Source organism: Okeania sp. SIO2B3 (assembly GCF_010672525.1).
Classification (GTDB): domain Bacteria; phylum Cyanobacteriota; class Cyanobacteriia; order Cyanobacteriales; family Microcoleaceae; genus Okeania.
The window spans coordinates 85620-109935 of sequence record NZ_JAAHGH010000010.1 but is presented as its reverse complement, the minus strand read 5'-3'; the positions used below and the strand labels follow the sequence as shown (position 1 = coordinate 109935).

Here is a 24316-nt window from a genome sequence, read left to right as displayed (position 1 = left end):
TAAAATTCAACCTGGTAAATTCAGGGATAAATAGTAAGAGTTGGGCGATCGCCATGCCGAGATTGTTAAAGCTACAACCACACAAAAGTATCGAAGAGTTGGAAAAACTCTACCGACAAAGTCAAGACCCAATAGAACGAACTAGATGGCAAATCCTCTGGTTGGTAGCTAAAGGCCACAAAGTAGAAGCAGTGGCTGAGGTTACTGGATATCGGCGTGGTTCAATTTACAGAATTGTAGGGCGCTATAACCAATTAGGTGTTGATGGATTAAAAGATCGGCGTCATCAACATCAGGGGCCAGAGACCCTACTCTCAGAAATAGACCAAGCTTTGCTATGGCAAGCACTACAAGAGCCACCCATAGATGGAGGTTTATGGAATGGACCAAAGGTAGCTGAGTGGATGAGCGATCATTTAGAGCGTCCTATTCATCCTCAAAGAGGGTGGGAATATCTACGTAGCTTTGAAATGCGTTTAAAAATACCACGTCCAGCACATGACAAAGGGGACATCACAGAGCAAGAACAGTGGAAAAAAAAAACTCAACCAGAAAGTCCAAGAAGTAGGTCAAAAACACCCAGAGGCCACAGTTGAAGTCTGGGCCATGGATGAACATCGCTTAGGGTTAAAACCTATATGTAGAAGAGTCTGGGCTCAGTTAGGTTTTCAACCGATCGCCAATGTTAACTGGAAATACCAATGGCTATGGTTATACGGCTTTGTGAATCCAAATAATGGTGAAACTTACTACTGGATTTTACCAAAAGTGAATGTAGAGCTTTTTAACCGAGTTTTAGAAGACTTTGCACAAGAATTTCAGTTAGGAGAAGACAAACACATTATCTTAACCATTGACAGAGCTGGATGGCATACAAGTTCTGAGTTAAAGATTCCTTTGGGCTTGCACTTAGAGTATTTGCCAGCTTACTCACCAGAATTACAACCTGCAGAACGTTTATGGCCTCTAATTAATGAACCGATAGCAAATCATTCATTTGCTAGCCTTGAGGAGCTAGAAGAAGTTTTGTTTAAGCGTTGTCAAGTTCTTTTAAAACAGCAGTTTCTCATCAAGGCTATAACCCAGTATCATTGGTGGCCTAAAGTTCTAATTTAATTACACCGATGCTACCGGATTTGATATAACTATGACACGCATAATGCAGATAACAACTGAAAAACTACTGGAGCGATATGCAGCGGGTGAAAGAGATTTTTCCGGGCTGGAGTTGCAAGCAGAACGCCCTTCGGATAGATACAGCATTTTAGAGTCGTATTATGTTATGGTTTTTGGTAGAAAGCCTTCTAGGAGAAAAATTATGGATGCTAATGAATTACTGCAAAGGTATTCAGCAGGAGAGAGAAATTTTACAGGTATCAATCTCAAGGGAGCTAATATCAGTGGTTCTAATCCTATGGAAGACATTTTTGTTTTTGATGTTGACCTGAGTGAAATTAATTTGAGTGGTTCTGACTTGACTGGTGCGATCTTAGCTGGAGCTAACTTGAGTGGAGCCAATTTTAGTAATGCCAACCTGAGTCGCTCTGATTTGAGCCATTGCAACCTAACTAATGTGAACTTGAGCTATGTGAACTTGAGCTATGCGTGCTTGGATGTTGCTAAGTTCTGGAACACTGATCTGAGCAATACTCAATTGTATTGTGCTTCAATCATCCAAACTCAACTTGCCAAGACATTAGTATTGGGGGCTAAAAACTTCAGAACGGTTGATTGGACTGGCACTAAAATGACTAACATTGTTTTAGACGATGGCACCATAATTAACTGCGACCATGACTGGTAAGGCAAGTGGCTATCTAAAGTTGGCAAATTTTTTCTAAATAAAATTCAGCCTATAATCATATTGTCAATAAAATTCAGCCTCAGTCACCGTCCGTGCCCTATTCTCATTTAAAAACGGAAGACCCACACCTCGGTCTAAAATATCAATCTCTCTTTTTTTACACCTAGTTGATAATGTAGAAGCTCTATTTGGAAACAATCTATGGATGCTGAAAAATTACTCAGACCTTATGATGTCAAAAAATTACTCAATCGTTATGCTATGGGAGCCAGAAAATTTATACAGCTAGACCTCAGTGGTGCCGATCTAAGTGACTGTGACTTGACTGAGATCGACCTCAGTAGGTCTAACTTGAAAGGGGCATCTTTGAATAATGCCAATTTAGAGAGAGCCAAATTGTTGAGTTGCGATCTCCGTGAGGCCAACCTCATCGGAGCTAACCTGGAAGATGCCGATATTCGGCGTACTCGTTGTGGGCTAGCTAATTTTGAGAATGCTTGCCTGCAAAGTGCCGAATTATACGAAGCCGATCTGGAACGAGCCAACTTCAAATATGCCAACCTTAAATTTGCTCGTTGCGGGCTAACCAATTTCGAGAATGCTTGTCTAGAAGAAGCTAATCTATATGATGTTAGTTTTGATAGTGCTAACTTAAGTTCAGCTTGCCTGCGTAAGGCTAATTTGCAATGGGCTTCTCTCAGAGCAGGTTTAGAAAGAGCTAATTTATCTCAAGCTAATTTGAGGCGTGCTAAATTGATTGAATGTACATTGAAAGAGGCTAATCTGGAAGGAGCTAATCTCCAAGATGCCATAGTTGCTGAAGCTAATCTAATTAAAGCTAATTTAAGAGGAGCCACTGGAAGATGCGAGATTTTCCAACCTTTTCTAGGAGATACCATAATGCCAGACGGACAAATTATGAGCAACAAAGAATACGAATTAAATCGAGCCTATTTTTTGGGTGAAGAATAATTGTTTAATACCATGTATTCTCAAACTCCACTCGGCACTGCTTTTTTGAACTTGCAAGGAAGTTACATAGAACTTCCTTGCACTGTGGTTAATTTATATGACTCTCCTTAACATACTATATCAAGTTAATGACTTCTGTTTGTTCTTTACTATTGAGGAAAAAAGTTCTTAATAGAAAGAACATAATATATAGTTTCAAGCTAGGTAAGGAAAGGATTGCCATGTTTCCTTTCCAACTCATCTTGAATCGGTTTGGGAACGTTTGATAAAAAGTCATAACCAGTCAGTTCTTCGAGATAATCAACGCTCACTCTCCACTGTTCCCAATTATTCCATTCAGTAATACCCTGGGGAAGGAAACCGTTTTGATACGATTGAGTTGATGGCAGCCTGTAATCAGCATCGGGAGTGACTCGACTAGCTCTGTTGGGAACCATAACAGCGATAAGTTCTGTATCGGTAGTGATATCAGCGACTTCTTGACCAGGTTCTAAAGAAACGACTATTTTCCAAGTATAGTTAGGGATACCAATATTTTTGGGATTAGCAGTTAAAGTATTTTGATTATTGCCAAGGACAACTTCACCATCCTGATTGGTGGAAATCCTGTTGTGAATTGTTCTTAAATCTGAGTGTCCTTGAGGTCGGTTCTGGCTATAGTCAAAACCACCGGCAGTAATATAAAGTTCGCGATTTTGATCCCTCACAAGTGTGCGAGAATGATTTTCAAGTCTTGTCCAAATTCTTCCTGTCTTGCTGTTAATGTCTTCATGTTGTGGAAGAAGGTTGGTTGTTAGATATGTAGCAGAATAATCTTTAATATTTCGACTACGGTCGGCAGCAGCAGTCATGTGACCTCGCTCAAAACCTCTGTTATTTAAACGGTAATCAGGTCCTTGGGTTTTTATCCAATCACTAGGAAGAGAAGCATCCGCTACCCAGGGATAATCAATCAGGTAGTTAGCCTTATAACTACTATCAGGAGATGTTAATTCTAGACCTTCAGGAGTACTTAGCACTGGTGAAGGAAATTCAACAGGATATTTTCCAGGACCCTCGTTAGTAATATCTATTGGTTGAACATTTCCCAACCAAGACTTGTTTAACTCCCAACTCACCCAATTAGGACCTTTAATCGCATCGTTGTAAGACAAGGAATACTGTGGTTTTTCAACCAAATAATTCTCGCGGTGAGTATTTTCTAAAGGTCTGGCAAAACTAGGATTTCCTAGCTTGAGATGTTCGCTCTTAAAGAAAACATCATCCAGATAAATATCAGGACTCCCATCACTCAATTCAAATCTTACCATTGCTGACTTTCCTCGAAACTCTTCAGGTACAGAAAGGTGGAAAGTTTCAAAACCCTCTACTCCATAAGCAATACTCCAGGTGTATGGATCGATGTATTGTCCGTTTACATAATCATAGTAACCAACGGTACTTTCACTCGAATTAGGAGCTAATTTCAAATCAATTTCTCCCAGAGGTTGCCAATTATCTCCTCCTTCAGATATAGAGACTCTTAACATATCTGAGTTGGCAGCATCGCGCAAGTTGGGAGTATGAAGGTTAAATCGCAGCGTTCCCCACTCAGGTACAACAAAGCGATTATGAGCGATCGCTTGGCCTGAAGTTAGCTTGAGAGCATAATCTGGTTGGTTAGAGTCGTATCCTACCTGTGTTCGGTAATTCTCAAGAGAGCTAATATTTTTCCAATCCACTAAACTATTAGAAGACACATTACCTGAAGTCCCACCACCATGAAAAGACCATCCCGGAATCTCCTGAGAAATAGTCTGACGAAACGTACCTTTAGGATTATAAACCGCATCAAAATTACCATTAAACAAAGTCGGCACCGCAAAATCACCCCGCATCTGCGCGTCATAAGTATTATCAAAATCAACAGGCACTTTATCTATACCAGTTTGAGGGCGCAAATCTTTACCCCCTCCCAGCACTGAATAAAACCAACCCGTACCTATACCTTCACTCGGTGCATCCTCAGCACTATCATTAAAACCCGCTTGCGTGTGGTCTGGTCTGTACCACGGACTTACTCGTGGTTGATTTGTCACCCCCTCTCCATAGGAAAACGAGCTATCGAAAAACTGCTCATAACGCCCATCACTCCGTTGACGATAAATCCCATGTTCGTCAGACTGCTCAGAATTGGGAAAATTAACAGACTCCAAATCTACAGTTCCCGCATACCAACTAGGTACTCGCGTATGAGTTCCCCCAAAACCATAGAACGGATCGGTTTCCCTGGTAAAACCTGCTCGACTGCGGTTGTAGTCAGGTTCATTCTTGTTAGTACCCAAGAAAACTGACAAATCAGGTTCCCCTAATAACGGAGCATTGGGATTGGGAGATTCCGACCGCCACCCCTGTCGTGGGAACTCCAACCCAGTCGCCGTTTTACCAGACTCTGTTGCAGGCAGATTAGGAATATCCCGACCTGCTGGAGTAAAGGAATTACCTAGTAAATTAGGAACAGTTTGATAATAATTATCGGCAAAAGTCACATTATCCCAAACCTGAACTTTTGGCTCCCGGAAATCAGTAAAACTATTTATCCCCAACAACGACAACCCTGGTTGGTCAAAATCATGGGGGTCTAAGGTTGTCATCTGTAGGTCTCGTTGCCCCGTTCCCGGTTTACCTCCCGCCTCTGGGAAATGAGTACCCAAACGTTGAACGATTTCACTATTAACAACTGTACCGCGACTGAAACCAATCAAGTGTAGGGGAGAATTCAGAACAGGTCCTTGTGTGGCATCGCTATTTTCATCCATCAACAACTGGTCTAACTGTACCAGGGAAGCAAATAAAGAATCCGCAGCAGCTTCAGAAAAACCAGAATCAGGAATGCTCGAATCATGGGACCAATCTGCCAGCAGTACCACTGGAGTTTGAGATTCTAGATAATTAATTTGGCCTGGGGCAGGATTTTCCGGTGCGATAAATTCTCGCAGCTCGGCTAAATAGTTATCGCCAGAGGGTGACAACAACACTTGTCCCTGTTCGTTCACAGGAACCCAGTAACCAGTGGCAGGTTCATACCTTAAAATCAACCCATCACTATCGGAATCCAGATTAGCAATTCTGTCAGCTAGGTCGTAGTAGCGTTCTGGAACTCCTGAAGCTGTTCCTGGGAACTGGAAACCGTGAGTCAATAAGCTGACGCTGCGGAAAGTATCGTCGCCATTTAATGCAGATGGAATCTCTGTGGTAAACTCACCAAACTCTATTTCTGGGTGTAGTTCGTTGTCGGAAAATGTTTCTACTGCCCAATGGTAAGTCTGACCTGCTGTTAAGGTTCTATTTTCAGGAAGAGTGAAGCTAGTATTGACACCTTCAATCCAGGTTTGACCACCATCAGAAGTCCACTTGCCGATACCATCATCAGGGTCTCTTTGCCAAGTTGCTGTCAGAATCCGGTTAGGATTAAAATCATCCTCTTGCCCATAGAAAGATACATTCCAAGGTTCGCTCAACAACTCTAGCTGCTCTTGTTTTGTCAACCCTTGACTAGCAAGAAAAGCATTTCCCCCAGGACCTGACAAATCGACTACTTCATCCCAAGGCAACAAACCATTACCCTCATCAAACACGCTCACAAACAAATTAACTTCTTCGATATTCTCAGAAGCAACACCATCAAAATCCCACTCCAACGTCGGAGTCAAATCTGGAGCGCCATCATCTAAGACTAAATCCACATCTTCCAAATCCAACCAATCACCACCAGTAATCGCAATCCCCCGTGGATTCCCACCAATAGCTACCGGACCCCGCGTCGTATCATCGGGCACCCCAAAGGTAAACTGATTACGCGGCCTGTCCTCTTGCAGAATCTCAAAATCAGCAGCTATACTAATATCCGGATTAATATCATCAATCGGCACCGACTCAAAATCAGCCGCCGTCACCGTCCGCGCCGTACTCTCATCAAAAAACGGAGAACCCACACCCCGGTCTAAAATATCTATCTGATAATCCCCAGGGGAAGACAAAGTCTCAATCATCTCCTCCACATCAAAAATCAACACATCACCACTAGCACTCAAATGAGGATTAGAAACATACAAATACTGATCATCATTACTCAACACCAAATCATAAGTCAAACGGTCTGGCAGTGGTCGAGTTGCTGCCACTAACTGAGGATTATCCCCCAAGGGGTCTTGAATAATCCCCACATTACCACCATTTAGCACTTCATCATCAAAAAGACCACGGAAATTACGACCTGCTACAAAAGCATAAGACCCATCCTTGGTCAGGGTTACACCAGAACCCTCATTCACATCAAAATAGTCAGAAAAAGAACCCAAACCTAAAGGAACATAGCGAATTTCTGCTGACCAACTTAATGGGTCATCATTAGTCACTTCCAATACTCCAAAACCTCTGCCATCAAAATTTCGGTGTCCGCTGGTAAAACTCATCATCTGTGCTTCAGCTGTAGCTGAAATTCCCTTTGCACCTTGCTCTGTTCTGATTTTACCTATTTGCTCGTGCCATTTCTGAGAATTATCCTCCTCTGACTCTACTTGATCTGTTGCATCCACATTCACTGCATAAATATAACTATCCTGACCAGTCACAAACAACCGCCGACCATCGCTACTAATAGCTAATCTGTTCAACCCTCTGGAACTGTCCAACTCTATTGTCTGCACCACCTGATGATATGTACTGGAAAACGGGTCGATATCTAACACATAAACTTGTGGTTGATTTTCATCGGCAATATAAGCATATTCATCCCTCAACCCCAGAGCAATATCTACTGGTCGTGCCCCTTCTGGCAAAGGAATGGGGTCGGTAACATCGGGGGTATCTGGGAAATTATCCACCTGTGATAACACCATTGGGTCTACCATAGCGACCCCACCACTAAATTTCAATGGTACATAAACTCGACTATTATCGCTAGTTATGGCTAAGGACTCTGGGCGGTCTGTACCATCGCCTCCTACAGGAATTCGACCCAAGGCTAAGTCTTCGCTGCTGGTATTGTTGACTACAGCTTCAGGGTTGCTAGCATCTACTACTGATACACTATCTGCTCCTGCTAAAGCTGTGAATACATATTCGGCATCATTTTCTAATCGTAATTGATTGCTTTCAAATTCAATGGGTTCGTAAACGGGTTCAGTTCCATTTTGCTCTACTAAGATATCTTGTTCCCTACTTAGAGCAATGCGAGAACTACCTAATGGTACTGTTACGGGAACTTTTACTGCTACTTCTACCCGGTTATCATCAACCTCTTGACTTAAAGATGGTAACACTTCTGCTGAATATACTTGGTCTCCCACATAAAACTTCACCTGCAAATCTGTTAACTGACTGCCTGTTGATGTTGGTAGCTCGTTATTATCTATGAGTGCGTTATCTGCACTTAAGAATAAAACTGGTTCGTTATCTGGAAAAGGTTGGCCGTTATCATCATTAAATTTCAATTCTGCGCCCTGCAATACGGGTGCTTGAGTGGGGTCTGATTCTGGTGCTTCAAGGTTTAGGTAGGCTTCAAAGGTGGCTAAACCGTCTTCTGCTCGTTGCACTCCTACTTCTGTCACTACTGGCAACCCTACTTGTGGGATAGCTATGACATCTACTGAAGAAATGTCATAGGTAACGGTAAAACCAGTGACAAAGGAGTCTGGGTCGATTAATTGACCGATATCTCCTCTGGGGTCGATAATTCCGAAAAATGCTAGAGGTATATTAGTTGTTTGAGTGAGCTGACCTTTGACTAAGGTGGCACTACCTGGTTGACCGGAGAAGATGACCATATATTCTCCTGGTCTGACTATTCCTGGATAGGGGGGTGATGTGGTGCGAATAAATCCATCGGCATCCACTACTCCCGACTCTTCTTGCAACCAAATATCATTCCAAGTACCTGTTTCATCTGGCAGTGCGCCTTTGCGTAAGAAGAATACTTCTGTTCCTGTTTCTATACTTTCTGGTGCTGGTATTGCTAGTTGTGCTGGGATGTCTAGTTTATTGTCTTCTATTTCTAAATTGAAAGCGGTGGCAAATTCAAATCCTTCTGGCACTGGTAGGGATAAGTCTTGTTGTTGTAGTGGTGTCAGGTTGATTTGAGTTTCTTGTGTTAATGCTCCTGGAGCTAACATGACTAATGCTCCATCACTACCGGAGACAATACCGCCGTTTTCGTCAACTGTTGTTGCTCCTGGTTCTGGTTCATCTACTAATACTGGAATGGTTGCTGATGCTTCCCCATACTCTACCGTAACAGTTGTCTGTCCTACCCCCGTAGCAGTTACTAAACCTTCATCGCTAATTTCTAATATATTCTCATCCGCAACAGTATAACTAATATCTCCAATATCAATTGTCAATTCAGGAGAGTCTACTAATCCATCCACTGTCACGGATAACTGTCGCGTACCAGTATTAGGTAAGGTAATGGCATCGGGATAGGTATCTAATCCATAGATTGTTGCTAAGGATAATATTTCTGGTCCTGGCAAGTCTATTTCGGAGAAAGTAAATTCTAACTCAATAATATCTGAAGCGAAATTATGTTCGTCTGTTGCTTGTAGATACAAAGTATAAGTTCCATCTACAAATACATCCCCTAAAATATTTTCTAATAATTCGGGGGTGAATTCTAAAGTTCCATCTATTTCTAATTCAGCTGTTAAATCGATAAATTCTTCAGTGGAACTATTGTTTAAGTTGCCAGTTAAACTAACAATTTGACTAGCATCTGAAATTGTACCAATTATTGTTGTATCGGATGTTATTTGATCGTCTAGTGAATCTCCTGTATCATTGGCTAATTCTACAGATATTTCTGGAGAAAGGGTATCTAAAGTAAATTCTATTTCTACAATATCAGAAGTAAAACTGTTAAGGCCAGTACCTTGAATATTTAAAAAGTAAGTACCATTAGTCAGGGTATCTCCTAATACATCTGCTAATAATTCTTGGTCTAATTCAAAAGTTCCATCGTCTGATAATGCAGCGGTTACATCTACAAAATCTTCTACAGGAGTTTCATTAAAACCTGCTGTCAAACTAACAATTTCACTCTCGGTATTAATAGTTCCAATTATTGTCGGATCTGAGGTAATATTATCTGTATCAGATTCTCCTGTGTCGTTGGCTAATTCTACTAAAATATCTGATGCTTATGAGTCTAAGGTAAATTCAAATTCAATAACCTCTGATAAATTATTATCATTATCTGTTGTTTGAAGTTTCAGAGTATAAGTACCATTAGTCAGGGTATCTCCTAAAATATCTTCTAAGAATTCTCGGTCTAATTCAAAAGTTCCATCCTCTAATAATGCGTCAGTTATATCAACAAATTCTTCAGGGGGAGTTTCATTAAAACCTGCTGTTAAACCAACAATTCCACCTTCGACATTAACACTACCAACAATTGTCGGGTCAGAAGTAATATTATCAGTGTCATTTTCTCCAGTATCATTTGCTAATTCGGCAGAAATTATGGGAGCTTCTACATCTAAATCTAAGGTAAATTCTAGTTCGATAACTTCTGATAAATTACCATTACTATCTGTTCCTTGAAGTTTCAGAGTATAAGTTCCATTAGTTAAGGTATCTCCTAAAACTTCTTCTAACAATTCTTGGTCTAATTCAAAAGTTCCATCTTCTAATAAGCCAGTGGTTATATCAACAAAATCTTCCGCAGGAGTCTCATTAAAACCCGCAGTTAAACTAACAATTTCACTCTCTGTATTAATGGTACCAATAATTGTTGGGTCAGAAGTAATATTATCACTATCATCCTCTCCAGTATCGTTGGCTAATTCTGCTGAAATAATCGGTGCAACTGTATCTAAATCCAACGTAAACTCTAGTTCGATAACTTCTGATAAATTACCATTACTATCTGTTGCTTGAAGTTTCAAAGTATAAGCTTCATTAGTTAAGGTATCTCCAAAAACATCTTCTAATAATTCTTGGTCTAATTCAAAAGTTCCATCCTCTAATAATGCAGTAGTTACGTCTACAAAATCTTCCACAGAAGTATCATTAAAACCAGCAGTCAAACTAACAACTTCACTCTCTGTATTAATAGTACCAATTATCGTCGGGTCAGAAGTAATTCCATCACTATCATCCTCTCCAGTATCATTTAATAACTCAGCCGAAACTATCGGTACTGAAACATCAGAATTTAAACCTAAAACATCAGCTAAAAAACTTTCATTATCGACAACATCATCGGCTAATCCTTGTAACCTGACAAAAGATATAGCTCTTCCGCGACCCCCACCATTTCGATAGATATTAACAGCAGGATCTCCACGATTAGTTCCCAAACCTACATAACCGGATGCTACTGGGTCATCCCCTGTAAAACCTATCCTATCTAGTACCCCAGTGAAATCAATTTTATCCTGACCTAATTCAAAGTCAGTAATAATATCTATCCCATCCATAGGACTAATAGTGGTATAAACAAATGTATCCTTGCCGTCTCCTCCTGTCAAGGTATCTATTCCTAGAAAACCCGTTATGGTATCGTTACCATCCGTACCTACTAAGTTATCCCGGCTGCGAGTACCATCAATATTATTTACTTCAATAGAATTACTATCTATTAATACTTCTGTTAAGAAATTTTCATTTTCTCTGGCACCAGGCCCTAACTCTGGCAGGGTAATAACAGAAATATGCCCCGCCCTACCATCTTTACCATCTTGGTCAATAGTTATTATTGCATCTGTATCATTAGTTTGCAAACCTACATGACCGGATGCTACTGGGTCATCTCCTGTAAAACCTATCTGCTCTAGTAGCTTAGTGAAATCAATTTTATCTTGACCTACTTCAAAGTCAGTAATAATATCTCTGCGGTCTCTCATACTGGTGTAGACAAATATATCCTTGCCATCTCCTCCTGTCAGGGTATCTGCTCCTAGAAAACCCGTTATGATATCGTTACTATCCGTACCTACTAAATTATCCCGACGGTGAGTACCATCAATATTATTTACTTCAATTTCCGAGATTAATTGTGAAGCTATTCTCAGTGTTTCATCATCTACGGGCGATAGTACAGTAAATGTGTCCTCGGAGCTTAATAATGGTTGAGGAAAATTGAACTCATTGTCGTTGTTGTTAACTAAACTAGGAACAGTTAATGAGTCAGTCTGAAAAATGTTTAATTCATCATTTGATAACATAATTTATCACACCCTCTCAATAAATTGAATGTAAAAATTTGAGCTGAAAGCAGACAAAATTAATATCTTTAAATTCTTTCCCTTTTTCAGGTGAAAACCTGAATCATTAGAGACATAAATTTTGTTTTCCTTCGTTCAATGTCTGGTATTGCCATGCTAATGAAAGCCGCTATATTAGCAGTCTGCTTTTAGTCAAAGTATGTAGGTAAAAACTAATAGTAGTAGGCAGAGAATTCCTACACAAAAATACTCTATACCTGAAGTGTTTAATGCTTACTAAATAATATTTTTTAGTGACAATCAAATGCTATCAAATCAATTGAATATTTGACAATTAGTAATTTCCACAATTTTTTTTATTAATTAATTGAAGTACATCCAACTAAATACAGTTACAGCATATTTCGGGCAAATGATGTACAGGGTAAATGGTGAAAACATTGTATTGCTAGCACCTTGCCCGCTTGGGTATACCTCATAAAGTCGCAAAGTGCTATAAGTCTAAGATTAATTACATTCAATACCTCTAGCAAAATACTTAATATAAATGGCTGAAAAAATAGTGAGTTATTTCAGTTATCAATATAATTTCTGGCTTTTGTTTGTGAAAATTTTTCTCAATGCGCGAGACGATCAAAAATTAATGAATAATGGACAATGGATAATTATTTTTGTTTCTTTATAAATTGCTACAAAAGTCGTATAAAAATCTAATTGAGGTGGGATATATCAGTTCTAGATGTATAGATAAATTACGGCTTGTGCCTAGATTAAAAGGCAGGTGATTTTTTAACGAAGTCAGAAGTTATTTTTGTAACGGGGATTTGAGCTTTGCTCCAAAAATATTTCGCCTTAAAAGGCGGAGTTTTAGACACATATTATTTTGATAAAAATTAATGTAAAATTACTATTAGTATCTTAAGTTTGTCTGGGTTCTTCCGAAAAGGATCTGGCTAGACCATTACCGAATAATTAATAATTAATAATTAAATAATTCTGGTTTAAAGCCTCCCCTTTTAAGGGAAAAAAAGCGGTCGAGGGATGGATGGGTTTCCTAACCATCCCTCGACCAAGAGAAGAAATAATATCTCCTTATATTCAATTCCGTAGCGGTTTTAACCAGAGGTAATTATCAATTATCCATTATCAATTATCAATTAATGAACCCTATTGGATACATTTATATTACTTTATTTAGCAATAAAATGATTACAGAAAAGTTTCGTCGCCAGCTTCGCAAAGAAGCAAAACTATGGCAAACAGAGGAATTAATTAGCGATCGCTTTTATCAACAACTATCAGAGCGATACCAGTTTGATGCTTTGGAGGAAACTGCCAGCGCTCGTTTCATTACTATCTTAATTTCTCTTGGTGGTATTCTTTTAGGATTAGGTATTATCACTTTTGTTTCTGCTAACTGGCAACAGTGGTCGCGAGAAGTAAAAACACTTCTATTATTAACTTTATTTATCTTAGTTAATACCTGCGGTTTTTATCTCTGGCGACAGTCAAATAATCTACCGAATACTACCAGTAAAAAACAAAGATTAGGTCACGGACTCTTAATATTTGGAGCGTTAATTTTAGGGGCAAATATAGCATTAATGGCTCAAATGTTTCATATCGGTGGTTCTCCCTTCGGATTATACATTGTTTGGGGATTGGGAGTTTTGGTAATGGCTTATAGTTTACAACTAGAAAGTCTGGGAATTATGGCTATTCTGTTAATAGGATTAGGCTATTTCATGGGTTTATCAACTGTATTTGATTCAGTGGAATTTTCCTGGTTACAGGCAATTATTAAATATATGGCTTTGATGGCAGTATTGTTGTTAATTCCACTAGCTTATTGGTGCAGTTCCAAGATTATTTTTTTTCTCGCTACATCAATATTATTAATAGCTCTAGAAATTAGTTTGTGGCAAATTGTTTACTTATCAAATAATGGTGTTTGGGGAGCGATCGCCTTGATTTTACCTCTAGCTTTATTATGGGGGTATGACGATACTATTTTGCCTAAAATAGATAGTCTATTTTTTCAACCATTAGCCAGAAGTTTAGCTATTTGGTACTTGAGTATTGGATTTTTATGTTTATCTTTTCGGGGAATTTGGAGTTATGTTTTAACACAAGATTTGAGCGATGGAGATACATCATTACAGTTTAGTTGGTTGACTTTAATTGAAGTTCTAATATTTATAGGTTTTTCTATTTGGGAATGGTTTAATTTAGCACGAACTAATAGAACAAATTCTCATCGTTGGCAATTAGATTCAGTCAGTAGTGTGATTTTGGGCTTCATTGTTGTAACTACAATATTATGTTTCTGGCATTTGAGTATCAATGAAATTCCAGAAATAGCAACTTTTATCATAAATATAGAAATGTTTCTTTTAGCAGCAGGTTTAATTAGAATTGGATTGATGCGAGGAATTAGAGGAGGTTTCTGGGGTGGTTTGGTATTACTAACTTTACAAATTCTCTGTCGCACTTTTGAGTATAATACCGGATTATTACTTAAATCTTTTGTATTTATTTTATGTGGTGTAGGAGTTATAGCTGCTGGTTTATGGTTTGAACGTCATTTATTATCTAAGAATTAACTAGCTATCAGCTATCAGCTATTAGCTATCAGCCTAAAAATTTGTGTATAGATTGCCCTTATTATTAGTAACATTCTTTTTCCAAATTGGTATTATAACAATAACCAGAGCGGTTAGGACTTATGCTAATGATGAATCTTACACTAGGCAATGTTTTTTCCACTGTTCCCTGTTCCCTATTCCCTAAGAAAAGAGAGAATTAACATGAAAATTATCAATCCTTTTAACCAAAACAATTTATCAACTAAAAAATCTGATTATTCTGAAGAATTAAACCCACATATTAATCAAACAAAATCTTCAAAAAATCAGATGCCAATTTGGCGATTTATTTTGCCATTAACTGTACAGTTAGCATTAATTTTGTCAATTCCTGCTCAAGCTATTTATACTACGATTACAGGTAGAACTGTAGTTTTGCAAACTGTACCTGTAGACCCTTATGATTTTTTGCGAGGCTATTATCAAGTTTTAAGTTATGACATATCCCGCAAAGATAATTTGAGTAAACTTCCTGGTTGGAATAAATTTGAACTAGAAAGTTCAGGAAAATTTTCTGCGCAAAATCCAACTAATATTTATGTGATTTTAGCTGCACCTGAAACAACAGAAAATTTAGGCATACCCAAAGCATGGAAACCTGTAAATGTAAGTGCAAAACAACCCCAAAATTTGTCAGATAATCAAATAGTTATTCAAGGTAAATTTAATGGTTGGACAATTAAATATGGCTTAGAAACTTATTATATGCCTGAAGATAAACGCGAAGATATTAATCAGAATATTCGAGCAGCACAAACTACTGCTAACTTAGAAGGTAAAATACCTTTTGTAGTAGAAGTAAAAATTAGTTCTCAAGGCCAAGCTGTACCTATTAGTTTATGGGTACGCGATCGCAACTACAAATTTTAATTGAATAAGGCAGAAAGCATCCCCCCTACCCCCCTTTGAAAGCTATGTTTTATAAACATCTTTCTTAACATAAAACGTAGACAAAAAAGACAAGTTATGGGTAAGTCTAAGAGCGGCTTTTTCGGGAGAAAATTGTATTGAAAAATACACGCAAGTGTGAGGACTGTAGACAAAATTCTTACTTCCCCCTCTTCCCCCTCTTCCCCCTCTTCCCCCTCTTCCCCCTCTTCCCCACCTTCCTACAAGGGTTTCAGGTTGCTTATGGATAGTCAAAGATAGACCGCTTTTTCCTTTTTCCTTCTTCCTTCTTACTCCTTCCTTCTTCCTTCTTAAAAACTATGAATAATCACGAAATAGGCTATCTCTATGTAGCAACTGGAGATAAATATATTCAAGAAGCAATTGTCTCTGCTACAAGTCTAAAAAAACTCAACAAAAGCGTTCATATTACTTTAGTAACCGATCGAAAAATTAATAATTCACTGTTCGATAAAATTGTTATTCATCCTGTAGATATTAAACATTTTAAAGAAGGTTTGTTGTATAAAGTCAGGCATATTTATCAAGCCTCTCCCTATGAAAAAACTTTGTTTGTTGATACAGATACATATTTTTGTGATGATTGTCAAGAAATATTTGAAACTCTAGATTTTTTCGATCTTGCTGTTGCTCCAGACCCCACAGATCCTCATAAAGCCAAATCACCTAAAACTAACAAAAAATTAGCGGCTTGTGAAACATATAATACAGGAGTTATTCTCTTTAAAAAAAGCTTAAATAATGAGTTATTTTTTCAAAAATGGTTAGAAATTTATGAATCAAAAATTATTAATAAAACTGTCGGGAAAGAAAACGATCAAACTTCTTTCATAGAAGCTTGGTTAGAATCTAATTGTAAAATGTATGTTCTTTCTCATGCTTGGAATGCCAGGACACCCTTCTTTTTTACGATGAAAGATGCTGTAAAAATTATTCATGGTAGACATCGCAATTATGAAACTATTAAAAACGAATTAAATAGACTACCAGGACCGCAACATCGATGCTGGTTGCCAATACAAAAAAGATGTATTAAGAAAAACCAGGGATGGGAATATCAATTATCACTAATAACTGATAAAATCAAAGAGTATTTAAAACTTTAAATAAAATGGTTCGGGTGTTCTATTGTTAATTGTTCTAAGTCTTTTGTTGTTAAATTAGGCATAGTTATTAAAATTATTTCCTATGTTTAGTAGTGGGAGCATCTTGCTCCCGTGCATGAGCTAGATGGCGAATGCTATATTAAAATTCCGGTGTCCATACCTCAGCGACTGGTAACTCCCACCCTGGTAACAATTCTGGCACTTGTAAAACATCTCCATCCCCAAGCACAACTTTCTCAGTATTGAGGCGATATACTTCCATTGTGCGAGTGCGGGGGTCTACTAATACTCCTACTCGAGTGCCAAATGACTGGATAAATTACAGAAGTTAGCTAACAATAAAATTACATCAATAATAATGCTCCGCAAATGCACACATTTACTGCTGAGTGCTGATTGCTGATTGCTTATTTAAGACAAGTTTAGGTATGTTTATTGAGATTTTATCTAAACCAATAAGATAAACTCTTAACAGAAAACGTCATCAAACCTTTAGTAAATAATTGAGTTGAATTATGTACACAGAATCATCAGCAAGGAATAATAATACAAACAACAATATTGTGCCAGAAGAAAGAGTAAATAAATTACTGCTTCAGTCAATTGATACCTTAGAAGAAATTCTCAAAAATCAACAACTTCCGGCACAAGAACGAGCAACAGTAGCCCTAAAAATTCTAGAAATGACAGGTATTTTGTCTCAAACAAACCCTCGATCACCAAGCAGATTAATATCTGATGCTCAACAACAAATAAACCGACTAAATACAGATAATTCAACAATAAAATTTTCTCTTAATTCACCTAAAATAGCACAAGTAAAATCAACATTTTTACCTGCTGCTCATGTAGAAATTCCTAATTTTTTATCTCCTGAAGAAAATCAAAAAGCTATAGAAATTGCGATTCAAAAACGCGACCAATATATTGAATCAACCACTACCACTAAAGCTGATAAATATCGGCAGTCTTATGTACTATTTTCACAATACTTTCCCGAATTAGCAGCACTTATTCAGAGCAAAATTTTAGAAACTTTGGCAGAAGTATTAGCTAAATTAAATTTTCGTCCTTTCGAGATATCAGAAATTGAAGCGCAACTAACAGCACATAATAATGGATGTTATTACAAAATTCATAATGATGCGGGTAGCGAAAAAACAGCAAGTAGAGAAGTTACTTATGTGTATTATTTTTATCAAGAACCCAAAGCTTTTTCTGGAGGTGAGCTAAGAATTTATGATACTGAATTAAAAGCAGGTGGAGCAATAACTCATGAGAATTTTCAAACTATTACACCTGCTAATAATTCCATTATCTTTTTTAATAGTCGTTGCAGACATGAAGTAATGCCTGTAGTTTGTCCATCAAAAGCATTTGAACATAGTCGGTTTACAGTTAATGGTTGGATTAGAAGATTAGTATCATAAATAGTCATTTGACTTAAGTATAGCAGGAAATAGGGAGCAGGGAAAATAGAACAGTAGGAAAAACATTTCCCAGTATTTGATTGATCATCACTCTATACTTAATGTCCTAAACAACTCGTTATTTGCTGTACAAACAAATTTCTTGCCTACTCATTCATCATGTAATATTCCCTCTTTTGATACAGTGGGAATATTTTTTTTCAGCTTTGCTAATTATCTAGAGACTATAAAAAAAGCCCACCATAATATTAACAACTCCAAAAAAAAAGAGATTTGCTGAGACACTATCTACTAATTGCTATAACTTTCCTCATATTAATTAGGGTTTGCTGAAAAAGTCTTATGGGTGAAGGTAGGAGTCAGGAGTCAGGAGTCAGGAGGAACGGGGAATTATAGAGGAGGTAGGAGGAAGAATAGTCCCTTGATTTTTCTGCGCAACTATGAGCCTAAAATGCTAATTTTTTGAACCTAAGCAACCTAAAAGCTTAGACTTTTTTCAACTAAAAAATTCTAAGACCTTTATATGTCAATTATATGTCAATGCTTTTAGATTTAATCAGCAAACCCTAATTAGAGACAATATTTTTTTCTACTTCCTACTTTCTAGAATCTTGTATTTCACCAATTTGATAATTGCTATAGCAATCCTAAATTGGTTTTGAGAATTTTTATAATAGTTAATTTGAACTAAAAACATGAGTAAATTCTGTACGTAGTCAATCCGACTGCTTCCCTACCTGACTCCTGTAGTAGCAAATGGCTATTCGTCCCTACCAACAAAATATTACAACTTAAATAGATTGCTATATATAGGGTTTCTGAAGAAGCCTTAGGTACAGTTGTCTTTTTATTCCTTTTTTGAACTGTTGCCTGCTCCTTAAAATTTTTTATCTCACCAATTCGATAACTTCTATATAAGAATTACATACAGCTTGAATATTTCTCATTCCGTAAAGAAAAAAAAAATAATATTGCGTAAAATCATATTTATTAACTGAAGAATAATTTAGACAACAACATTCATAATTGAACGAAAAATTATTCAGATTATTTTTGTTATAGACATCTATTTGCCATGAATTATAAATTTACCTCTTGATAATTTTTTGCTTCTACTAAACCTGAATTTAAAATTTAATTTTTTGTGATTGAGAGGTGATTATTATGTACAATAAAAATGATTTAATACTATCTATCTGGACATTAATTATAGTAGTAACAATGGGATTGCCTACTATAGAAATTAATAATAATCTGCGAGAACAATATTCTGATGAATTAGGTGAAGAAGTTTTTCATCAGTTAGTGAGTTCTTCTAATGAAGACCCTCCTGTTCCTTATAAAGGAGGAACAAGTCGTGGCTAAATTCAGCAGATAATTTCATCAAGTTAAATTTGAGGATTTAGATATTAATTAATATAAAATCCGGTTATACAGTTATCGTATACTTGGGGCCTTAGGGGAGTGGGGGAATGGGGGAGATTGAAGTATTATATAATTATAAACATATATTATATAATCAGATTCTATAGAACCCCTAACCGTATCTTGGTAGGCAGTATGTGCTTTTGACTTCGGTCCTCAGTCTGAGCGAGCCAGTGGAAATTCAGGAACTAGAATAGGGGAGGCCAGCAGATGCGACCCCGCGCTACCTGATAGCGCACCTGGTAGTGCACCAAGCAGGTAGAAAAATGCTCTCATCTCCCCATCTCCCTATCTACCGATCTCCCCATCCCCCCATATGCTCCTAGCGATCGCCATCATAAATGCTCTCATCTCCCCATCTCCCCATCTCCCCATCTCCCCATCTCCCCATCTCCCCGTCTCCGTGTCCTCAAGAACCCGCATCTCCCTATCTCCCCATCTCCCCATCCCCCCGTCTCCGTGTCCTCAAGAACCCGCATCTCCCTATCTCCCCATCTCCCCATCCCCCCGTCTGCTCCTAGCGATCGCCATCATAGTTGACAATTCCTTAATTATGTGTTTAAGAGCAAAGTTTTACTTTTAATTAATTATGACTATTTAAACTTATCTTAAAGTGAAACTGTTAATATACAATCGGTCTATTAAACATATATACAAGTAGGAAGATTAATGACTGACCCAAAACTCCGACCATTAGGTACTTATGAAACAGGCGTTTTTGATGAAAGTGCTGCCGAAATTCCGGCTTACGACCCCAATACACAAAGAGTGTTTGTTGTCAATGCAAATGAGGCAACTATTGATGTATTAGATATTAGCGATCCTACTAACCCCAATTTAATAGATCAAATTGATGCTTCCTCCTTTGGCGCAGTTGCTAATAGTGTTGCAGTGAATGACGATGGTATTGTAGCAGTAGCAGTTGAAGCTAACAACACACAAGACCCGGGCACTGTTGCCTTCTTCAATGCAGATGGGAATACTCTCAACCAAGTAACTGTGGGTGCATTACCAGATATGCTCACCTTTACCTCCGATGGCACAAAGGTGCTAGTAGCAAACGAAGGAGAACCCAACGATGACTACAGCAACGACCCAGAAGGTTCCGTTAGTATTATCGACATTTCTGGTGGAGTAGAAAATTTAACTCAGGCAGATGTCTCTACCGCTGATTTTTCTGATTTCATTGGTCGGGAAGAAGAATTGCGTAACAAAGGCGTTCGGATCTACGGTCCTGGGTCAAATGCAGCTCAAGACCTCGAACCAGAATTTATTGCTGTAGATGGTAACGACACCACAGCATTTGTCACTCTGCAAGAAAATAATGCTATAGCAGTGGTAGATATTGAAAATGCCAACATTGTAGATGTTTTGCCATTGGGAGCAAAAGACTACAGTCGCGGTCTTCCCTCCCTGACACAATTTGAATTTTCCGACCTGCCAGTTTTGGGTACAACCGAAGGGGGTCAGGAAATTCTCCTGGGTGGTTTATCTGGACTATGGTATGAAGGTACAGACGATGACGGCAACCTACAATTTGTCACCGTACCCGACCGCGGACCAAATGGCGCACCCACAGACGTAGATAATGACGGCGATAACGAAAGACCATTTGCTCTGCCAGACTATCAAGCTAGAATTGTTCGCTTTACACTAGATGAAGACAGTGGCGATATTGAAATTACTGAAGAAATTCTCCTAAACAGGGAAGATGGTACAACTCCCATCACAGGTTTACCGAATATTCCAGGAATAGATGAAGAACCAGTAGACCTATTTGGCAACCTTCTAGAATACGACCCCTTTGGTGCAGACCTTGAGGGTATTGTCATCAATGATGATGGCACATACTGGACTGTAGACGAATATCGCCCTGCCATCTACCACTTTGATGTTGATGGATCGCTCATCGACCGCTTTGTACCCGAAGGCACGGCAGCAGATGCAGGAGAAACAGAAGGAACCTTTGGCACAGAAACCCTACCCGCAGAATATTCTAACCGTCGTCGCAACCGTGGTTTTGAAGCTATTGCCCTGGATACAGATGAAGATATTCTCTACAGCTTTATTCAAACACCTCTAGCAAACCCCGATCGCACTGCATCTGACGACTCCAGCGTTATTCGGATGTTAGGTATCGACCCAGAGACTGGAGAACCCGTAGCAGAATATGTCTACCTGCTAGAAAAACCGACTATAGACCCAGATAATGGTAGTCTATTAGTTGATAAAATTGGTGATGCTGTTTATGATGCTGATGCTGACACATTTTATATTCTAGAGCGAGACTCTTCTACCACTGCTACAGGCAAAAAATTTATATTTGAAATTGACCTCAAAGGGGCAACTAACTTACTTGCTGACGACGCACCAAACTTACCAGAAGACACAACTTTAGAACAATTAACTGCAGATGAGTTGGCAGCATTAGACATCCAACCAGTTAACAAAACCAAGATAACTAACCTACCCTCCCTTGGTTATCTAGCAGGAGACAAACCAGAAGGTTTATCACTTTTACCAGATGGGCGACTAGCGGTACTAAACGACAATGACTTCGGTCTCCTAGATGAAGACATTCCTGTTGATGGTACTGTTCCTCTCAACCCAGAACCAGTACCAGTAGTTTTGGGTCTAATTGATTTTTCAGAAAGTAATGAAATTGACCCTAGCGATCGTGATGGTGGTATCAATTTAGGTAACTGGCCTGTTTTTGGGTTATTGCAACCAGATAGTATTGCTTCCTTTGTGATAGAAGGTGAGACCTATTATGTCACAGCAGATGAAGGAGATGCCAGAGGTTATGACGCTCTGGATGAAGAAGCACGGGTAGGAGATGATGAATATGTACTAGACCCTGATGTTTTTGATGTTGCTGCACTAGAAGATGATGCTGCTATTGGTCGTCTCACAGTGACAACCGAAGATGGGGATATTGATGGTGATGGCGACTACGACCAAATTTTTGCTAATGGCGGTCGGTCTTTCAGTATTTGGGATGCTGCGGGCAACTTAGTCTTCAACAGTGGCGATAGTATTGAACGAGAAACTGCAGGGCTAATTCCAGAGAACTTTAACTCAAACCGAGACGAAAATACTTTTGACGATCGTAGCGATAATAGTGGTCCTGAACCCGAAGCTATAACTACAGGAGTTTTAGGCGATAAAACCTATACTTTTGTTGGTCTGGAACGTACAGGGGGGATTATGGTTTATGATGTCAGCAACCCCACCAGTCCTGATTTTGTGCAATACATTCCTAACCGCGACTTCTCTGTTGAGTTCGACACTGATGCTGATGGAGACCCAGACCCTACCCCAGAGCAACTATCAGCAGCGGGGGACTTAGGACCAGAAGGATTTAACTTTATTTCCCCAGAAGATAGTCCGAATGGGGAGGCGTTATTAGTAGTTGCTAATGAAATAAGTGGTACTACTACTGTTTATGAGTTTAGCCCAAACCAGGATATTCCAGGAACTCCAGGTGATAATAACCTCGAAGGTGGTACGGGTGACGACAACATTGATGGTCTTGCTGGTAATGATACTATTAATGGTTCTGCTGGTGACGATGATATTAATGGCAACAGTGGTGAGGACCGCCTTAGTGGTGGAGATGGTGATGACCTCGTTAATGGTGGTTTGGGAAGCGATATTATCTTTGGCAACAATGGAGGTGATAATTTAATCGGGCGTCTTGGTAATGACCGGATGTTAGGGGGTGACGGGGAAGATACTCTCAGTGGTGGTCAAGGTCGCGATCGCCTAAATGGTGGCGCGGATGATGATACTCTCACTGGTGGTGCAAGTATCGATCGCTTTATCTTTGCTGCTAATGATGAGTTTAGTCAGGCGAGTTTAGGGATAGATGAAATTACAGACTTTAACCCAGACTTAGATTTAATTCTACTTGACTTGAGGACTTTCACAGAAATTACTACTACTGCGGGTGAAGATATTGGGGATGAGTTTGAAATAGTAGAAAGCAATGGCGATGCTGCTAGTAGTGAAGCGATCGTTGTCTACAATTCTAGTAATGGTGCTTTATTCTACAATGCTAATGGCAGCGATGGTGGTTTTGGAGATGGCGGTCAGTTTGCAACTTTGACTGGTACTCCAACTATATCAGCAGAGGATTTCGTAATCAGATAATATTTCTATTTTTCTGCAAAGGAGTCAGGAGCTAGAGAAATAGAATAGACCTCTCCGGAAAAGAGGGAGTAGGGACTAGGGAGTAGGGAGTAGGGGGAAATAATTGATTATTTATGCACGATAATTGATTTGATTTTTGATTCTCGGAGATGTCTAATAGGGGAAAAAGTGGAAATTGGCCTCCAAATTCACCATACTCCCCTTCCCACACTCCCCATCTCTCCACAACGAGTCCTCTTCAATCAAATCTTCAAACTCTGCAACTGAATTAACACTAATTGTTTCTACAAATAACTGTTTTAGCGAAGCTAAGTCATTAAATTTCATTAATAGCTTTTACCAGAGCTTCTGGCAAACTATTAAAGCATTTTTCTAGTAAATCAAGAATATTTTGTCTGCAATTTTATTTTTATCCTATTTCTTGACTTCTTTCCAGAGCTAATTTTTCCGTGGCAAATTTCCCACTATTAACCTGTATTTCAATAAACTTTTCCTATTCAGGAGTCAGCCTAATTTTCATAAAAAAACCTCAACCATTACATTTTGTCAAAGTATAAAAAATCTTCCTTGTTGTGTATTTTCTAAAATCTTACAACTTGAAAATTGTCAATTTGAATTATTAGATATATAATACTTTACCATAAATAGATAAACTTATCTATCTTATTCA

The 24316-nt window shown here is 38.5% G+C and carries 14 protein-coding genes and 1 pseudogene; 10 read left to right on the top strand and 5 right to left on the bottom strand.

Annotation, left to right across the window (positions count from 1 at the left end):
• The first annotated feature begins 53 nt into the window (after window positions 1-53).
• From F6K15_RS12060 to F6K15_RS12050, 3 genes and pseudogenes are all read left to right on the top strand, one after another.
• Window positions 54-1116: pseudogene (locus tag F6K15_RS12060) on the top strand (IS630 family transposase).
• 43 nt (window positions 1117-1159) lie between these two features.
• On the top strand, window positions 1160-1804 hold the full coding sequence (locus tag F6K15_RS12055) for a pentapeptide repeat-containing protein (protein ID WP_293061062.1): 645 nt from the start codon (window positions 1160-1162) through the stop codon (window positions 1802-1804).
• A 201-nt stretch (window positions 1805-2005) separates the two neighbouring features.
• Window positions 2006-2776, top strand: a complete 771-nt coding sequence (locus F6K15_RS12050; RefSeq protein WP_293061060.1) for a pentapeptide repeat-containing protein — start codon at window positions 2006-2008, stop codon at window positions 2774-2776.
• A gap of 200 nt (window positions 2777-2976) precedes the next feature.
• Here F6K15_RS12050 and F6K15_RS12045 read toward each other — a convergent pair whose 3' ends face one another.
• A complete protein-coding gene (locus F6K15_RS12045; RefSeq protein ID WP_293061059.1) occupies window positions 2977-9837 on the bottom strand; it encodes a DNA/RNA non-specific endonuclease in 6861 nt (2286 codons plus the stop codon).
• A 114-nt stretch (window positions 9838-9951) separates the two neighbouring features.
• The gene (locus F6K15_RS12040; protein ID WP_293061058.1) at window positions 9952-11979 is read right to left on the bottom strand and encodes an Ig-like domain-containing protein; all 2028 of its coding nucleotides are present in this window, start codon (window positions 11977-11979) and stop codon (window positions 9952-9954) included.
• A 547-nt stretch (window positions 11980-12526) separates the two neighbouring features.
• Here F6K15_RS12040 and F6K15_RS12035 point away from each other — a divergent pair.
• From F6K15_RS12035 to F6K15_RS12020, 4 genes are all read left to right on the top strand, one after another.
• On the top strand, window positions 12527-12664 hold the full coding sequence (locus F6K15_RS12035; RefSeq protein WP_293061057.1) for a hypothetical protein: 138 nt from the start codon (window positions 12527-12529) through the stop codon (window positions 12662-12664).
• 475 nt (window positions 12665-13139) lie between these two features.
• A complete protein-coding gene (locus F6K15_RS12030; protein ID WP_363267802.1) occupies window positions 13140-14582 on the top strand; it encodes a DUF2157 domain-containing protein in 1443 nt (480 codons plus the stop codon).
• Between the two features lie 204 nt (window positions 14583-14786).
• Window positions 14787-15494: a GDYXXLXY domain-containing protein gene (locus tag F6K15_RS12025; protein WP_293061055.1), complete on the top strand. Its 708-nt coding sequence runs from the start codon at window positions 14787-14789 to the stop codon at window positions 15492-15494.
• Between the two features lie 338 nt (window positions 15495-15832).
• Window positions 15833-16639 (top strand): putative nucleotide-diphospho-sugar transferase, encoded by an 807-nt coding sequence (locus F6K15_RS12020; RefSeq protein ID WP_293061053.1) that lies wholly within the window; start codon window positions 15833-15835, stop codon window positions 16637-16639.
• 139 nt (window positions 16640-16778) lie between these two features.
• Here the strand turns inward: F6K15_RS12020 and F6K15_RS12015 are convergent, their stop codons facing one another.
• Window positions 16779-16955, bottom strand: a complete 177-nt coding sequence (locus tag F6K15_RS12015; protein ID WP_293061165.1) for a Uma2 family endonuclease — start codon at window positions 16953-16955, stop codon at window positions 16779-16781.
• Window positions 16956-17154: 199 nt separating this feature from the next.
• Here F6K15_RS12015 and F6K15_RS12010 point away from each other — a divergent pair, with 199 nt between their 5' ends.
• Together F6K15_RS12010 and F6K15_RS12005 are read left to right on the top strand one after the other, a co-directional pair.
• Window positions 17155-18069: a 2OG-Fe(II) oxygenase gene (locus F6K15_RS12010; RefSeq protein WP_293061052.1), complete on the top strand. Its 915-nt coding sequence runs from the start codon at window positions 17155-17157 to the stop codon at window positions 18067-18069.
• Between the two features lie 1164 nt (window positions 18070-19233).
• On the top strand, window positions 19234-19434 hold the full coding sequence (locus F6K15_RS12005) for a hypothetical protein (protein ID WP_293061051.1): 201 nt from the start codon (window positions 19234-19236) through the stop codon (window positions 19432-19434).
• A gap of 348 nt (window positions 19435-19782) precedes the next feature.
• Here F6K15_RS12005 and F6K15_RS12000 read toward each other — a convergent pair whose 3' ends face one another.
• Window positions 19783-19941 (bottom strand): hypothetical protein, encoded by a 159-nt coding sequence (locus tag F6K15_RS12000; RefSeq protein WP_293061049.1) that lies wholly within the window; start codon window positions 19939-19941, stop codon window positions 19783-19785.
• Window positions 19942-20163: 222 nt separating this feature from the next.
• Between F6K15_RS12000 and F6K15_RS11995 the strand changes: the two genes are divergently transcribed.
• Window positions 20164-23646 (top strand): esterase-like activity of phytase family protein, encoded by a 3483-nt coding sequence (locus F6K15_RS11995; RefSeq protein ID WP_293061048.1) that lies wholly within the window; start codon window positions 20164-20166, stop codon window positions 23644-23646.
• Between the two features lie 153 nt (window positions 23647-23799).
• Here F6K15_RS11995 and F6K15_RS11990 read toward each other — a convergent pair whose 3' ends face one another.
• A complete protein-coding gene (locus F6K15_RS11990; protein WP_293061046.1) occupies window positions 23800-23973 on the bottom strand; it encodes a hypothetical protein in 174 nt (57 codons plus the stop codon).
• Window positions 23974-24316: the final 343 nt, after the last annotated feature.